Annotated in this window: 13 protein-coding genes; 6 read left to right on the forward strand and 7 right to left on the reverse strand. The window is 36.3% G+C overall.

Annotation, left to right across the window (positions count from 1 at the left end; genetic code table 11):
* The first annotated feature begins 721 nt into the window (after window positions 1–721).
* From NG743_RS01050 to NG743_RS01065, 4 genes are all read left to right on the forward strand, one after another.
* A complete protein-coding gene (locus tag NG743_RS01050) occupies window positions 722–1,630 on the forward strand; it encodes an AAA family ATPase (protein ID WP_257121301.1) in 909 nt (302 codons plus the stop codon).
* 298 nt (window positions 1,631–1,928) lie between these two features.
* Entirely contained in the window at window positions 1,929–2,888 is a 960-nt protein-coding gene (locus NG743_RS01055) for a DUF4351 domain-containing protein (protein ID WP_193962421.1), read from the forward strand.
* A gap of 176 nt (window positions 2,889–3,064) precedes the next feature.
* Window positions 3,065–3,841 carry a sulfite exporter TauE/SafE family protein gene (locus tag NG743_RS01060; protein ID WP_027400905.1) on the forward strand — a complete coding sequence of 259 codons (777 nt, stop codon included), beginning with the start codon at window positions 3,065–3,067 and terminating at the stop codon, window positions 3,839–3,841.
* A 523-nt stretch (window positions 3,842–4,364) separates the two neighbouring features.
* Entirely contained in the window at window positions 4,365–4,544 is a 180-nt protein-coding gene (locus NG743_RS01065; RefSeq protein WP_053541249.1) for a hypothetical protein, read from the forward strand.
* A gap of 20 nt (window positions 4,545–4,564) precedes the next feature.
* Here the strand turns inward: NG743_RS01065 and rlmN are convergent, their stop codons facing one another.
* The 3 genes from rlmN to NG743_RS01080 all read right to left on the reverse strand — a co-directional run bounded on the left by rlmN (window position 4,565) and on the right by NG743_RS01080 (window position 7,649).
* Window positions 4,565–5,635, reverse strand: a complete 1,071-nt coding sequence (rlmN, locus tag NG743_RS01070; RefSeq protein WP_027400903.1) for a dual-specificity RNA methyltransferase RlmN — start codon at window positions 5,633–5,635, stop codon at window positions 4,565–4,567.
* Window positions 5,636–5,921: 286 nt separating this feature from the next.
* The gene (locus NG743_RS01075; protein ID WP_027400902.1) at window positions 5,922–6,755 is read right to left on the reverse strand and encodes a metallophosphoesterase; all 834 of its coding nucleotides are present in this window, start codon (window positions 6,753–6,755) and stop codon (window positions 5,922–5,924) included.
* A gap of 225 nt (window positions 6,756–6,980) precedes the next feature.
* Entirely contained in the window at window positions 6,981–7,649 is a 669-nt protein-coding gene (locus NG743_RS01080) for a helix-turn-helix transcriptional regulator (RefSeq protein ID WP_027400901.1), read from the reverse strand.
* Window positions 7,650–7,752: 103 nt separating this feature from the next.
* On the opposite strand from NG743_RS01080, the gene NG743_RS01085 reads away from it, so the two are divergent.
* On the forward strand, window positions 7,753–8,397 hold the full coding sequence (locus NG743_RS01085; RefSeq protein ID WP_027400900.1) for a DUF3386 domain-containing protein: 645 nt from the start codon (window positions 7,753–7,755) through the stop codon (window positions 8,395–8,397).
* 213 nt (window positions 8,398–8,610) lie between these two features.
* Here the strand turns inward: NG743_RS01085 and NG743_RS01090 are convergent, their stop codons facing one another.
* Together NG743_RS01090 and NG743_RS01095 are read right to left on the reverse strand one after the other, a co-directional pair.
* Window positions 8,611–9,561: a hypothetical protein gene (locus tag NG743_RS01090; protein WP_257121302.1), complete on the reverse strand. Its 951-nt coding sequence runs from the start codon at window positions 9,559–9,561 to the stop codon at window positions 8,611–8,613.
* Entirely contained in the window at window positions 9,561–10,634 is a 1,074-nt protein-coding gene (locus tag NG743_RS01095) for an AAA family ATPase (protein ID WP_257121303.1), read from the reverse strand. The genes NG743_RS01090 and NG743_RS01095 overlap by 1 nt, the downstream gene beginning before the upstream one ends.
* 332 nt (window positions 10,635–10,966) lie before the next feature.
* Here NG743_RS01095 and NG743_RS01100 point away from each other — a divergent pair, with 332 nt between their 5' ends.
* Window positions 10,967–13,942, forward strand: coding sequence for a hypothetical protein (locus NG743_RS01100; RefSeq protein ID WP_257121304.1), 2,976 nt, complete (start codon window positions 10,967–10,969; stop codon window positions 13,940–13,942).
* A gap of 32 nt (window positions 13,943–13,974) precedes the next feature.
* Here the strand turns inward: NG743_RS01100 and NG743_RS01105 are convergent, their stop codons facing one another.
* Both NG743_RS01105 and NG743_RS01110 read right to left on the reverse strand, forming a co-directional pair.
* Window positions 13,975–14,376: a helix-turn-helix domain-containing protein gene (locus NG743_RS01105; protein WP_228043842.1), complete on the reverse strand. Its 402-nt coding sequence runs from the start codon at window positions 14,374–14,376 to the stop codon at window positions 13,975–13,977.
* A 358-nt stretch (window positions 14,377–14,734) separates the two neighbouring features.
* The gene (locus tag NG743_RS01110) at window positions 14,735–16,084 is read right to left on the reverse strand and encodes a TldD/PmbA family protein (protein WP_257121306.1); all 1,350 of its coding nucleotides are present in this window, start codon (window positions 16,082–16,084) and stop codon (window positions 14,735–14,737) included.
* Window positions 16,085–16,087: the final 3 nt, after the last annotated feature.

Here is a 16,087-nt window from a genome sequence, read left to right on the forward strand (position 1 = left end):
TAATTCCTCGGTTTTAGGATGTTGGATTACTGCATATAACTCTGGTGAGAAACTTACCAAAATAACACTGAAAATCTATGGAAACAATAGATGGCAATCAAAAATAAAGCACGAGAACCCCATACTACGGTCTGATACGATGTCAGGTAAATGGTATGTTCAAGGATCTCAGTTAGTAACTGAAGCTGAAAACGGAGCAAAGGGTACTTTGGTGTTACTTAATTACAATCAACTTCAATGGGGTGATCTTGTCTTTAAAAGATGCAATTAATTAAGCAGTTTTAGGCGTTGCTGATTAAGGGTATGAATTTTAGTCTCACGCAAAGGCGCAAAGACGCAAAGGTAAGATTTTTAAAGGTTCAATTTGGAAATTTCATACCTCGATTCAGCAACGCCCAGTTTTAATTATAAAACCTCTCAAACTCTCATTTTTCCATGTACTCTGTGCCTGAAGTGGTTAGATATTTGGTGACTCAGTAATAACCGATTTTCTATGAATTTTGGGTTCATGTCTGCTTTCAATACTTGTCGGTTCAGGAAATATAGGTTGGTTTGAGCAATAGTGAAACACGACGTGATCAAGGACTTTGTTGGGTTTCGTTCCTCAACCCAACCTACCATAGAAGTGGATTAGTGTTAAAAATAGTGATTGAGACATTTCTGGATTCTAAAATCCTTTTTTATACTTCATAATTCCTTCTACATTTCCCCCAGGTACTACATGAGAGAAAAAATTGACGCTTTAACACAAAATTTGGCTCGTACCATCGTTGGTAAACATGAAGCTATACGCTTAGTAATAGTAGCTGTACTGGGTGGTGGTCATGCTTTATTAGAAGATGTCCCCGGTGTCGGTAAAACCCTTTTAGCCAAATCTCTGGCTCGTTCTGTAGATGGTAAATTTCAACGGTTACAATGTACCCCTGACTTACTCCCTACAGATATCACTGGTACAAATATTTGGAATCCTAAAACTGGGGAATTTACATTTCTACAAGGTCCTGTATTTGCTAACGTCCTATTAGCGGATGAAATTAACCGCGCTACACCCCGTACCCAGTCGGCTTTACTGGAAGTAATGGAAGAACATCAAGTCACAGTTGATGGTGTTTCTCGTCTAGTTCCTCAGCCATTCTTTGTAATTGCTACCCAAAACCCCATTGAGTACCAAGGGACGTTTCCCCTCCCAGAAGCGCAAATGGACCGATTTATGCTGTCTTTAAGTTTGGGTTATCCTTCGGAATCTGAAGAAATGCAAATGCTGCAAAATCTGCAAGCTGGTTTAAAGGTTGCTGATTTACAGCCTTGTATTACTTTAGAAGAAGTCCAAGCATTACGCCAAGCTTGTTCCCAAGTCAAGGTAGAAGCATCTTTGCAACAATACATTTTAGAATTGGTGCGGACTACTAGACAGGATGAAGAAATCACTCTTGGTGCTAGTCCTCGTGGTACTGTAGCTTTACAAAAAGCCGCTCAAGCCTTGGCTTTTATTTTAGGTAGGGAATATGCTCTTCCTGATGATGTTAAGTTTCTCGCACCGCACGTTCTTTGTCATCGTCTGATTCCTAGAGGGGGACGCAATACAAAAACTATAGTTGAACGATTATTACGATCTGTGCCTATTCCTTAATATAAAATATTACGGGGGGTACAACCTCCCAAAAACCTATTTTGACTGGGAATTTTAGATTTTGGATTTTAGATTTTAGATTAAAAAATTGCTTCTATTGCTCCCAATATTTTCGGTAAAATATGGCTGAAACTATTGCTATGATTGGATTTGAGGTTTTAATTTTTGCAAAATAGGCGGAGTGTTTTGCGATCGCAGATTAATTTGCATCAAACCCATATCCAGCAATGGTTATGGATGCCTAATCAGGATGTTTGATCACAAGGAAAGCGGTAGAACCATTATTACTAAATAACACATGACCAAAGAACGAAAAAGAGCCGACCAAGACAGTCCCTGGAAAGAAATATTAGAAGCATACTTTCCCCAAGCAATGCAATTTTTCTTCCCGCAAACAGCCGCATTAATTAACTGGGAAATACCCCACGAATTTCTAGATAAAGAATTTCAACAAATAGCTCGCAACGCTGAACAAGGAAGAAGATATGCGGATAAATTAGTCAAAGTGTGGCAACACCAAGGAGGAGAAATTTGGCTGTTGATACATATAGAAATTCAGGCAAAATCTGAAGAACTCTTTCCTGAAAGGATGTTCTCCTACAACCTACGAATTTTTGACCGTTTTGGCAAACCTGCCATTAGTCTTGCTATTTTATGTGATGCAGATCCCAAATGGCGACCAAACCAATACAATTATAATTATCCTGATACCAGGTTAAACTTTGAATTTGGTACAGTCAAATTGCTAGATTACCAAAACCGTTGGACAGAATTAGAAGCCAGTGACAATCCTTTTGCAACGGTGGTAATGGCACATTTAAGAACACAACAAACCCGTAAAAAACCACAAGAACGCAAAACCTGGAAATTTAGCTTAATTCGCCGATTGTATGAACAAGGATTGCAAGAAAAGGATATTCGTAACCTTTACCGTTTTATAGACTGGGTTATGATGTTACCAAAGGCATTAGAAGCAGAGTTTTGGCAAGATTTTAAACAATTTGAACAGGAGCGAACTATGACTTATATTACTACAGGTGAGCGCATTGGCTACGAGCGAGGAATAGCAGAAGGTAAACAGGAAGGTGAGCAAAATCTTGTGATTCGACTACTACAAAAACGGGTAGGAAATTTACCGGAAGAAATTAGGAAAAAAATTCAAACTCTTTCTTTAAATCAGTTGGAATCACTCGGTGAGGCATTGCTAGATTTTACAGCTATTGAGGATTTATTCAACTGGTTAGAATCTCATCAGTAAAAATATATTTTGTGGGCAAGATGCCCGCAAAATATACAAAATAATCCAAATTAAATCCAGCACAGCTTATTTTTATCCCTTGGGTTGAGGCAAAAAACAACATTATCTGATTTTATTTTTGATATTACATTTAGAAAGGTATTTAACGGTATAACTAGGTTTATTAATTACAAAAAATGCCGCAGGATTTAACTTTGATTCATAGTTTGCTTCTCTTTAGTACCGCGTTCATTGCCGGTGGACTCAATGCTGTAGCGGGTGGTGGTAGTTTCATTACATTTCCTACCCTAATATTTACGGGTGTCGCACCAATTAACGCTAATGCTACAAATAATACTGCTTTGTGGATAGCAGCGATCGCTAGTGCAAGGGCATATCGTCAAGACTTGAATATTGAAAAAAGACAATTATTATTACTAGCCGGCACAAGTTTAGTTGGTGGTGTGATTGGTTCAGTGGCTTTGTTATATACATCACCGGATGTGTTTAAAAAGATGCTGCCCTATTTATTACTATCAGCAACATTAATATTTACATTCAGTGAATCTCTAAAAAACTGGCTGCAACTTCAGAGTAAAAATGATATTTCTGCACCGCCACCTTTATTGATTCTCCTAATTTCTCAATTAGCAATCTCTATATATGGTGGTTTTTTTGGTGCGGGTGTAGGCATTTTAATGTTGGCAACTTTAACCTTTTTAGGGATTAAAAATATTCACTCTATTAATGCTTTTAAAACTTTATTAGGTAGTTGCATTAATGGTGTGGCTATTATTCCCTTTATGTTCGCTAATTTGATTGCTTGGCATCAAGTTATTATAATGGCGGTTGGTGGTTCTCTGGGTGGTTATTTATGCGCTCATTTTGCCCGCAGACTAGAACCTAATTTGGTGCGGAAATTTGTGATAGTGGTGGCTTTTGGGATGACTACTTACTTTTTTATTCATGGTTAAGTAGGTGGATACAATTATACTCAAAACGGCTTATCTGTTGCCTTCCACAACCGCCAGGGAATAAATTCCCTGTCTCATAGCTCAAGTCCGTTAAAACGGACTAAGTAGGGCTTGCTATTAGTGTAGTGTGGCGTTAGCCATATAAACCTACAGCCAAGACGCATAGAGAGTTTCATCTGTATGACTTGTGGGAGGGGTGTCTTGTTTATGCAAATATTAATTAAATATAAAACTATTGATTTTGTGACTTTGATTACAGTTTTTCCTATCTAGTAACGCTTGAATGGAAAAATAACCTATTTTTTCCCAAAAAATAAACAGGACTGTCTCAAGGATTACACCATAGGGATCACGGCTAATCTAAGAAAAGTTAGATCTAAAGTAAATTTATATATCTGAGGCATGATGATAAAAATTATCAAGTTTAAGATAATGACCAAAGATATCAACTTTTTTACATTGACAATAATTAAACAGGTTTTTTCGCTTTTTCTCAAAAGTTATTAATTTCAGGGGTTTTAAAATGCAAGCATCACAAAAGATTCATTGCCCAAATTGCGGTAGTGCGGCTGAACGTCACTATATTGCTGATAGTCAAGTTACCAGAACACAATGTCCTAGTTGCGATTATTTGATGATCACTTGCACTCGCACGGGTAAGGTGATTGAGGCTTATGCACCAGGAATTTATGCTAGGAAATAATTGACAATTTTATTGACAAATTACCTTTTTGTTGTTCTTAATTGTCCACAAGCAGCGTCGGCTTCTAAACCGCGAGAATAACGGACACTGACGGCGGTATTTTGTTGTTGAAGAACGTTGACAAAGGCTTCGATTCGGTCGCGGGTTGGTCTTTTATAATCTACTTCTTCTATGGGATTGTAGGGGATTAAGTTAACGTGACTTTGAAATCCTCGCAGACGTTTTGATAGTTCTAAGGCGTGTTCCGGTAAGTCGTTGACTCCAGCGAGAAGTATGTATTCAAAGGTAACTCTGCGTCCAGTTATTTCTACGTATTCTCGACATTCTGCGAGTAAGTCTTCTATGGGGTAGGGTTTAGCACTGGGAATGAGTTGTTCCCGTAATGCTTGGTTGGGTGCGTGGAGGCTGACAGCGAGGGTAATTTGCAGTTGGTGTGCGGCGACTTGCAAAATGCGATCGCGGATGCCTACAGTAGATAGTGTCAGCGATCGCGCCCCAATTCCGATATCTTGATTAATGGATTTAATTGCTGAAATCACATTTTCCGTATTCAACAATGGTTCACCCATACCCATGAATACGACGTTACTCACCCGTTCTTGAAAATCTTCTTGGACAGTCAGGACTTGATCAACAATTTCCGCACGGGTAAGATTACGCTTATAGCCACCTTTCCCAGTCGCACAGAAATCACAAGCCATTGGACAGCCGACTTGAGTAGAAACGCAGACTGTTAACCGTTTATCGCTGGGAATACCCACTGTTTCCACAATTTCCCCGTCAGCTAATTTGAGGAGATATTTGACGGTATCATCGGGGGCAACAGAGCGGTAATGTAGAGAAGAACGACCTATGGGAATATCTGCAACTTCCAAACGCCAATTTTTCGGAAATACAGAAATATCAGCGAGCGATCGCACACCCTTATTATAGATCCAATCATGCAATTGCTTACCCCGATAACCAGGTTGTCCCTGCTGCTGTACCCAAGCAGTTAACTCCGTCACGGAAGCACCAAGGAGAGGGGGGAGAAGTTCAGACTCAACGGAGTTAGGTGAATCTAGCTGAGATACAAGCGGCGTAGCAGACATAAGAAATTACAAGTTGATGCTAATTTTTTATTCTACTATATTGTTTTTGGGTATTGCTGAATTGAGGTATGAAAATCAAAAATTCCCTTTCTGAAACTCTTAATCTTTGCGCCTTTGCGCCTTTGCGTGAGACTAACTCATACTTTCATTCACCAACGCCTGTTTTTGTTTCGCGCAATCTCGCTGAGAGATCCCACAGGGTAGGGGCAAAGAAGCAAAGGAAGAAATTATTCATCCGTCTTCATCCGTCTTCATCTGCGTTTATCTGCGGTTAAATATTCTATATTTACGGGGAGACTTCTAAGGTAATAATAGTAACCTCTGGTGGACAAAATAACCGTCCGGGGAAATAAGTTCCTAAGCCTCGATTTACATATAATTGATTATTTCCCACTATATGTAAACCCTCTGACCATTGCCAATGGCTTAATATAGAATGGGTTTTCCGTAAAAATGGTAATTTACGGATAAGTTTTTTGGGGATTTTTTTGACTATTTTTGCATAGTAAATCATGGCGGGTCCCAGACCAGGAATTACGATTTGTCCACCATGACTATGACCAGATAATTGTAAATCTACTCGCCATTTTTTCAGGATTTCGGCTGTATCTGGGTGATGAGATAAGACAATCCGAGGTGTAGTCGAATCGAGTTGATTCATAATTGCTTCTGGATTAAATTCTCGTGAATAAAAATCCGCTAATCCCACTAAAGGTAATTTTTCTCCCAAGGGGTAAGCAATTTGATTCCAAAGTACATTAATCCCCACATTTGTTAAAGCATTTGTAATTTCTAATTTTGAACTAGGATAATAAATATCATGATTGCCAAGGATAGCATAGACACCATAGCGACTTTCTAGATTTTTTAGTCGTGATGCTAGTTGGTGAATTGGTTTAGCGATTGTGTTAACATAGTCGCCAGTTAAAATAACTAAATCTGGTTTTGCGGCATTACTAACGGCAATTGCTTCTGTTAACATTTTTTCTGATAATAGACCATTATCATAGTGAAAATCTGACATTTGTACCAGCTTTAATCCTGCTAGTGATAGAGGTAAGTTGGGGATTTTTACTGTCAATTTTTCTGTACTCAAAGCTCCAGTTAATAATTTGTGCATAATAATTCCGTAGTTTGGGTTAATGCCGGGAAACCCAACATTTTAAACCTTGGTTGGGTTGCTGTCGCTGAAACCAACCGACAATTATCAGAATATAATCGTATTTGTTTATACATTAACAAAAGATTTTGATATTAACTGTATCCAAAGAGTAATATATTTGAATACTCAGATCCCCGATTTCTTAAAGAAATCGGGGATCTATGCTCTATCATTTTTTTATAGCTATGAGGAAACTAATCTATCTTGTAGTTTTGCTACCATTTCCGCACGAGTGGAAACGTCTAATTTACGGAACATCCTTTTTAAAGCTTGCTTGACAGAATTTTGAGTAATCCATAATTTAACGGCTATTTCCCCATTAGTTAAACCTTGGGCTACTAATCTGGCAATTTCTAATTCCCGCGCTGTCAGGGGACAATTACCAGCAGATGCAAAGGTTTTTGGTTGTGCTTGGAGTGTGGCCATTTTTGCTGATAAATGTAAACAAACTGCACTTAAATCAGCTAAATCATTACTATCAAAGGGCTGACTTCCGGGGTCACGAGCAAAATTTAAAGTCCCCACTAATTGACCATTACAAACTATCGGACCAGTCATCACGTGTTCGTGACGAGTGCAATAGTTTTTCCAGTCTTCTGGGGATAAAATTAATTGCTCGTGGGTGGGGGCGTGACGTTCGACAACATAACGGCCAATGGGGTTAGCTTCTAAGCAGACAGCAGGAATTTCGGGAATTTCAATTTGAGTATTTAATTGGTCATCTAGGAGATCAATACCCCAATGTTGTACTGCAAAATGGTCGCCAATGGTATCCATGAGAGCTAGTTTTAATTCTTGCTCATTTTGGACATTGGCGATCGCTTGGAAAATGGCGTGGAGAGTTTTAGCCATAAGTGTACCCATTTGGGGTCTATGCGAACCTCGATAATTACCTCTATGCTAATACCAGCAACGATAAAAAGCTATTTTAACTTGTAACGAGAGGACAAGCACGATGACAGTTACTCAAATCTCAGCCCAAGAACTTTTTCAGGCTGCCTATCAAAACCGTTATACTTGGGATGGAAATTTCCCTGGCTATACCGCAGATATTACTTATAAGTATGATGACCAAGTGATCAAAGGTCAAGTGCGGATTGATGCCAATATGAAGGCAGAAGTTCTGAATGTGGAAGACGAAGCTGCTAAAAAAGCCATTCATGGACAAGCTTGGGAAATCGCCGTTCACCGTGTCCGTCGGGCGTTTGCACAGACTCACGGCGCAAATACTTTTAGATATGGTAGCAAGGATGCAAACGGCGCAGTAGAGATTTTTGTTGGTGGAAAGTCGGAAGGAGATAAGTACAAAGTGCGTAACAATGAAGTTTGCCACGTTCACCGTTTAATTCACGGTACTTTTGTGACTATTGACACTTTCAGCAGTCACGAAACTGGAGAAGGATATCTTTCTCACACATACAATTCTGTTTACCATGACCCGGAAACCGGCGCTCAAAAGGGCGGTAAAAGCGATTTTACTGATGAATATGAAAAGGTAGGTAATTACTACATTCTCAACCGTCGGGAAATTCGCACGGAAATCGCAGAACGTATTTCCATTCAAGATTTCATCTTTTCTAATATTGAGTTGTTAGGTTAGGTTTTTGAATAGTCTTTGACAATCTCAGTTTTAAGTCTCTATCTTCAATGAACCCACAATGATTACATACACGGGTTCTAGTTGATAGGGACTTTTTGATTTATTTTGTCTGAATCAGGATTTCCAGGATGAAAAATACTGTAAAATATGTGATAATTGATTATAAAAACTACTATATATGTCTTCTTTATTATATCTAAATTTTATTTTATTCTATTCTATTTCCGTAAACTTAGCCGCCTGTTGAAAATAAACATTTAACATTAAACCTATATCATGAAGAATAGCAGAATTAATATTCTTTTCTATTTCTGGTAAAAGCATTTTCTCAATAAAAATATCATAGTTAAGATGTTGTATAGATAGATATTTTTTTGCTTGATCAAACAAATGTTTCAATGCCTGTCTACCCTGAAACAATCTCTTTGCTTGATTAATATCTAGTACCATAGGATCATGAAACCAAGATTGCCATGTAATTTCTTGTAATTTATTATTGAGTATTGTTTCTAAGGCTTGGATTTTTGTTTGAGATTCTCCACACTTAATTTGTATTTGTTCTTTAAACCAAATCTCAATTTCCTCTAAAGAAAATATCTGATTTTGTGGTTTATCTAATTTTAATCTCTCGTAATTTTGTCTAAAGCGAAATCTTAAACACTCAACTAATTCATTACATATAGAACTTTGCAAATATTCTATTAGCCATTGGTCTAATTGTTCTTTTGTCAATGTATTTATAGTATTTGTTTTATATGGTTTTCTGCCTTGAACTTGAGTAGGTAACTGATTTAAGATATTAGCTATAGTTGCAGTTTCTTCCAAAAGATAATTTTCCCATTCATTTCTTTCCCAATAGACTATTTTAGCTGCTTTAGTCTCAATTAAATTAGAATCATTCTTATTATTTTCCTGATTAATTTTTTGTTGCTCGGTAAAATCTCGATCCTTAATTGCAATAACAGGTATATGCTTGTGCAAACTACGATCCGTATATAAGATTTTGGCAATAGCATTAAAGTTTCCGCTACCACCAACCTCAATCACATCATAGTTTATCTGAGGCAGAATATTTGCATAAATCAACTCTTGAATGGCTCTCTCTATAAATGACCATTCCTTTCCTTCAACAAGAATATATAAAATATTTTTAGATATTTCCATTATTTTTCTGCCAAATCACCCAAATTAATAATTTCAAAATCATAAAACATTTTTGCTACAGTTGGGGAATGGGTTGTAAAAATATATTGATTATTTGATTCATCCTTGCGTAAAACTTGAATTAATCTTTTTTGCCAAGCAGGATGTAAATGTAGTTCAACTTCGTCAATAAGAACAATAGAATTTTTAGCGGTATCTGCTGCTAAACCAACTAAAATTCTTAAAATTTGATGTTCTCCTGAACTCATTTGTAATAAATCATATTCTACACCCTTTCTTTTGAGAATCACAGTATCAGAATCGGGACCTGACTCTAAACCTATTAATTCCGAAGGAAAACAAATTTTATTAAATAATCTTTGAACTCTTTTCCAATATGATTCACCATATTTTTCCTCGTTCCATGTTAAATCTTTACGGTAATATTGATTTAACCATAATAAAACATCACTATGTGCATTTTGATCTTCCTGATTTTGTTTATTAAAACTCTTAAATAACCTTACAGTACGTCTTTGATCTAAATAGCAAACTCCACCAATTCTATCAAATATTTGTGAAGTTTGACGATTTTTAGATATTGCCTGAGAAGCTCTACCTCTTGCACCCAAAACTTTAATAGAATTTCCAGGTGAAATATCATAATCACATAAATTCTTTGTATTTAGTTTTCTATTTGGATAATACCAAATAACTTTTGCTGGACTTTCTAAAGGTGGAACTGGGTTTGACAAATCAAAGTTTTGGTCTAATTCAAGTGATGAATAAACATCATTAATAGCTTCAGCTTCATCTCTTTCAAGAGAATATTCAAATGCGATTTGAGTTGTATTTGTTATCCCCCTAACTAATTGTTGTATATTGTATTCTAAACCCTCTCTTAACTCTGGATGTTTTGGATTTTCAAATACTTTAACTACAACATGAATGGCATCTAAAATTGAAGTTTTCCCAGAACCATTAGGACCGACAATTAAATTTATAGGTCGAGGACGACTAAGTAAATCTGTAAAATCTAAAGAGATATCGTTAATAGCACGAAAGTTTTTTATTTCTAAGGAGTGTAGTTTCATATAAATATTTTTAGTTTTAAACTATAGGCAATGTGAATTGTCAAATAAATTACTGGTTTTTTATGTGACAAATTACCAAAATATAGCTTGATTATAGCTTGTATTCATGCAATAATCAATCTAATTCACATCACTGTCTGAATCAGGATTTACAGGATTGAAGGATTTACAGGATAAGGAAATGATTGATCAAGTTCAGCATAAATAAGCAAAGTAACAAATTAGAAGACAAAGACTTAACATTGTATTATAAATTATAATATACTTAAAGAGTTTGCGTAACCAAACCATTTTTTTAATAGCTTTATTGTTTGTAATAGGAAAATTGACACATGAACATCATAAGACGCTGGACTAAGCAAACACTTGATTATTGGACTCAGAGAATACAAGAAAATAAGCAACCCCTCTTATTCATGGGGTATTTAATTTTGAGTATGGTAATTTCTTATGGACTTGGGTTACTTAGGATTCATGAAGGTATTTCTCATGACTGGGGGTTTACTAAACTTAAACACTGGTTAATGCAGGTCTTTTCATTCTTCATTAGTTTCTCACCCAGTCTTGGCTTTGCGTCTGATGTGATTGCTTATCAAGCAGCGATTATTGCCATTGCAATACCTCTTAGCCTAGAAATCATTTCTCGAATCTCTGAACGCTACCAATCAGGGGTGATTACTAAAGAGTTTAATAGACAGTGGCAGCTAAAAGTCCTGCTGTTATTGGTAATTGTTAATGCGCTGTCAGGAGTTACATTGAAGTTTTTTGTGGACTCGAAGGTAGATTCTGGTTGGAAGATCCTTGCTTGGCTAATATTCCTGCTTTTCATGGCAACCAATGTTTTACTATTTGCTTTTTTTGACACGCTCCGACAGTATGCAACTAAGACTAAGTTTTTATTGGATAGGCTATTCAATGATCTAACTCAAGTTTTACGTCGTGTAACCAGCAACCAACAGATGAGTGATAAGAGATTACAAAAATCTCAAGAGGAATTCATTAGCGCCCTAGAAGGGATTGGTGATATTTTAGTATTTGAGACTAAAAACCGCAAAAATAACCAGTATATTATTGAAGGTCTGAAACAAATTCAGGATATATCCGAAAAGTTTTTTGCTCTGCAAAATAGCCAACCTGGAAAATTTTCAAAATTGCTGTATTCTCATGAACTACTTCAGTTGCATGAGGCAAATCAGCTTGAAGCATCATCTCAATTACAATTTTTCCCAAAAAAATATCTAGTTGCACTAATGGCAATAGTCAATCAATTCCTCCGCTTACATGAAGTTGCATTGGAGGTTAAAAATCTTGAAATTGCTCGGTTATCACTATACAATTTAATTTGGCTTTTGAGTAACTTATCTCAAGCGATAAATCATGACCAGTCAATAAAAACACTAATTCGAGTTATAGCTGACCTACGCTACACTAACCAACAAATTCAGGACGAATTTTCTTATACACTATCTGTTACTTGGTACACGAGTGTTGTATTTAAAAACTCATTTAAGCTTGGATATCTAGGCGAATTTGGTAGTTATTTTGTCTCTAGTATTCATGAAATTATTTCTAGTGGTAAAACTCAAGTATTTGAGCAATTAGTTTCTACACTGCATGATTCTGGAGATATCAAACATAACGATAAATATATGGTTGAAGAACTCCAAAGCTTTTTATGGCAAATAGGATATAAATCCTATAATGAAGCAAATCAAAATGAGCAGCTTGGTAAAAAACTTAATAAACTAAATTTTTTAGCGAGTGAATTGCGGACACAAGAGCAAGTAAATCAGTGCTTAGAACTATTTAAAGAACTTCAAGATATTATCTTTCGATGTTTTAGCTCTGTTAATCAGGAGGAAATTCAGAACCAGTTAGAAGAAGTTCATACTAACCTAGTATTTCGCTTCAAATTCAATAACTTGATTTATTTAATGTTTGACATTGGTGCTTACTGTATTTTCAAGAATCGCTATGATTATATTTATAAATTATGGACATTTAGGCAACCAAATGATGCAGATGCAATGTGGCTAGGACATGATATTGTGCCAGTGTCTTTACTTGGTCTGTTCAATTTCTATTTTCAAAATACTTTTGGTTCTGCAATATTGTGGGATAATCATCATGGAAGTCGTCGGTATTTTGACCAATATTTCTTAATCTTGTTATTGCGTGAATTTTTAAACTCACAAGTTATAACTAATCAAGCTAGACAAAATCTTGTTAGCACTTTTCAGATACCAGATAATATTAATTCTCGTGTTTTAAGTGACATTTCATACAATGTAAATCGCCTGATTCCTATTGCGAGAGAACTTACTAACCTATCAGACTCACTTCAAATTCTAGGTTTTGATACAAATCAACTGAATGATGCTATTGAGGATGGACTGATTATTTTTCTTGAAAGTTTAAAACCTAAAGCTGATGAACAGTTAGATAAACAATTACGTAGCCGAAAGATTAGTAAGACAAAAGTAGAACAGTTTAAGTCGGAATTCTTTAAAGGCTATAATGAACAAGCATCAGTGAGATATCTATTTAAGAATTTTGGGTTATATGATGACAAAACTCATGAAGTAGGGGATATAAATATTAATTTATTTGGTTTAAGTGAACTATATAAAAAGGCAATATTTTTTGAAGAATGGTATGTAGACTATGGTGATACAGGATTTGATTATGGACAAAATTTCGCACGCAGTGAAGATTCAGAATTGATAGTCAGAATTTTGAAAGCTTGTAACCTAAGTGAGAATCTTACTTTAGACAATATCATTGAAAATTTGAAGGATAATCTAGATAATTTTATCATCATTGGAGTTAATGCTAGATTTAATGACTTTTTATATAATTCTGATCGTTTCAAAGCCAAAGGAATTGATGGAGAATCAGACCTAAATATTCCAGGATTTTTGGGTTCATATATTTATGGAAACTATAAAATCCCAGCCTTCAATTACTTTTGTCAAATACCTACAGAAGAGGGTCTTCCAAACCAAGCTACTCTTGTTATTGACAAAAATCACTTAGGCAAGCTCATTCAATATAAACCAGTGACAGCAGATGAACCCTATCAGATAGAACAACATTTTGCTTTTCATATAAGCGCATTTGCGGAAGATGAAATGCTGATGAATAAATCACTGCAACAGCCTCCTGATTTTGTTGTAGCTAAAGATGATGAATCCAAGCAAAGAGCTTACTTAGAAACTCAGGTTTTAATACGCATTTACGAAAAGTTTACTCTGGAAAACGATCCAAATTTTTCAGGATATCTTATCCCTGAATCAGATTTTGATTAGAACAAAGTCATCAATAACAGTAAATCCAATAATTAACCAAAAAACAAACTTCTATCAACGTGAAAAAACTTCCCTAACATCTCAGCTTGTTCTCGCGTCACTCCCACCTCACCATTAATCACCTGAGAAACTAACTCACTCGAACCCAAAACAGGAACTAAATCACCTATTTCTAAATCCCGCGCTTCCAATAAATGTAAAATTCTCGAACGAGGGGTAGAAACATTTAGCTGATAATGCTGACTTTCAAAATCTTCAATTAGCCTTACCAATAATTCCAACAAAGCATTTTCTTCTGCTGTCAGATGAGAACGAGAAAGCAAATCTTCCACAACTGCCAAAAGCCGATCATTTTCTTCCTCAGTTTTAATAACTCGCGGTTGAGACTGAGAAAGTAATTTGCTGTAAACTTCTGAATCAAAAGTAAGGGTCATTTTTCCAGTAGTCTTTGTCATATTCTGCATGAGCTAAGACATATTTAATATAAGTAGTGAGACAGGATTAATTACACAATGTTATCCCATGAGCGAAGCGTGGCGTTATCCATATGGAACAAAGTGAAATGAAGCAATCGCAAGGGTTGTGATTGCTTCCCTTCGCTCGCAATGACTGTAAATATTTTTGTCCAATTACTGACAATATCACATTCTCAAAATTAGATGGTGTGCGATCGCTAGGTCGTGCTATCTTTATTCCTATGGCTCCTGCGTCGCCACGCAAGCTATCAGTCCCGTAAGGGATACGAGACGCTATCGCTACCAACTACCCAATAAGCGGTAAAATGTTGAAGGTTTATAACGTATAGGTGAAATTGTTCACCAACATACCGGGAACTAAACTTCCTCCTAATTGTCGGCTTCCGTAAGTTCCCACTTCGGGAATAAATTCTTGGAAGTTGGTTAAATCAATGAGATTTTCTGCACCCCAAAAACGATAAAGACTTTCATCAAAGCGCAGGTTAGCAATGGGAGCAATGATTTCACCGTTTTCTACCCAAAAGCACGCATAACGAGTCATTCCTGTAATTCTCCCAGATGGGCGATCGCTCCAGTTCAAATAATGTAAATTAGAAACATATAGTCCTGTATCTAAACTGGGTAAAATATCCTCAAAAGCCAAATTACCAAGGCTGATTTCTGGAGAACGTAAGGTTTCTGAACCATTCGCACCATTAGCGGGTTTATTATATTCCTTCGCGGTGCGAGAATTAACTAAGCTATTAATTAAAATGCCGTTTTCAATTAATGCTAATTCTGGTGCAGCCATTTCTCCCAAATTATTAAATCTCGGTACTAAACCACTTTGAAAATTTTCTTTTAAAGTGAATTTTGGGGAAAGTTGTTTTTCCTGACGTGATAAAGCGGCTAAAGCACTATTACCTTGTTGAATATCGGCTTCACTGATAGCGCCCCAGGAAAGCATACCCAATAATTCAGCCACCGCAGCCGGAGCAAAATAAGTTTTATATTGTCCTTTGGGTAATTCTTTAACTGGACGAGATAGCATTTCTATTTGCTGTTTCCCATCATTTATTTTAGCTAAATAAGCAGCTTCATTCCATTCACTTCCGGCAAAAGTTCCTTTTACAGCTTGTCCTGATGCCATAAACAAGGAATAATCTAAGTTAAATGAATCAGTCACAAACCAGTGTTTTTTTCCGCTAGAATCACCATAACCTCTGATAACAACTCCTCCAGCATACATCCCTGTAAAATCTAAATTAGTCACTGTTTCCAGGATACTGGGAACTAATATTTCTGGAGTGAGTAATTTACCAGTATTAATTTCTCGACTGCTATGATTTCCTGATGGTAAAACTAAATAAGGATCAATTGGTAATAATGGTAATTCATCACGTAATTCTTGTAAAGCGGTGGAGGCTAATTCCCAATCTACGTCCCAATTTCCAGTCAAGGGAAACTGACGGGAACTAGTGCGTTGATTAGCCATTAAGGTCAATTGAATCGAACCATCATGAACACAACCTGTTTGTCTCACTTTGGCAGAATTAAAGCGGGTAAATTGACTGCTTTCGCTGCTAAGTCTAACGGTGAAATGTTCATGTTCTGCTTTTTTATTCAGCAGAGTTTCGATGAGTTGATTAAAAGTTTTTTCTAAAGTTGATAATTCTTCAAGTTTCATGGT

The sequence above is a fragment of the Dolichospermum heterosporum TAC447 genome, from assembly GCF_024584745.1.
Taxonomy (GTDB): domain Bacteria; phylum Cyanobacteriota; class Cyanobacteriia; order Cyanobacteriales; family Nostocaceae; genus Dolichospermum; species Dolichospermum heterosporum.

Coding starts and splice junctions, on each gene's coding strand:
- NG743_RS01050 (WP_257121301.1), top strand. CDS start 722: ATGAGAGAAAAAATTGACGCTTTAACACAAAATTTGGCTCGTACCATC.
- NG743_RS01055 (WP_193962421.1), top strand. CDS start 1,929: ATGACCAAAGAACGAAAAAGAGCCGACCAAGACAGTCCCTGGAAAGAA.
- NG743_RS01060 (WP_027400905.1), top strand. CDS start 3,065: ATGCCGCAGGATTTAACTTTGATTCATAGTTTGCTTCTCTTTAGTACC.
- NG743_RS01065 (WP_053541249.1), top strand. CDS start 4,365: ATGCAAGCATCACAAAAGATTCATTGCCCAAATTGCGGTAGTGCGGCT.
- rlmN (WP_027400903.1), bottom strand. CDS start 5,635: ATGTCTGCTACGCCGCTTGTATCTCAGCTAGATTCACCTAACTCCGTT.
- NG743_RS01075 (WP_027400902.1), bottom strand. CDS start 6,755: ATGCACAAATTATTAACTGGAGCTTTGAGTACAGAAAAATTGACAGTA.
- NG743_RS01080 (WP_027400901.1), bottom strand. CDS start 7,649: ATGGCTAAAACTCTCCACGCCATTTTCCAAGCGATCGCCAATGTCCAA.
- NG743_RS01085 (WP_027400900.1), top strand. CDS start 7,753: ATGACAGTTACTCAAATCTCAGCCCAAGAACTTTTTCAGGCTGCCTAT.
- NG743_RS01090 (WP_257121302.1), bottom strand. CDS start 9,561: ATGGAAATATCTAAAAATATTTTATATATTCTTGTTGAAGGAAAGGAA.
- NG743_RS01095 (WP_257121303.1), bottom strand. CDS start 10,634: ATGAAACTACACTCCTTAGAAATAAAAAACTTTCGTGCTATTAACGAT.
- NG743_RS01100 (WP_257121304.1), top strand. CDS start 10,967: ATGAACATCATAAGACGCTGGACTAAGCAAACACTTGATTATTGGACT.
- NG743_RS01105 (WP_228043842.1), bottom strand. CDS start 14,376: ATGACCCTTACTTTTGATTCAGAAGTTTACAGCAAATTACTTTCTCAG.
- NG743_RS01110 (WP_257121306.1), bottom strand. CDS start 16,084: ATGAAACTTGAAGAATTATCAACTTTAGAAAAAACTTTTAATCAACTC.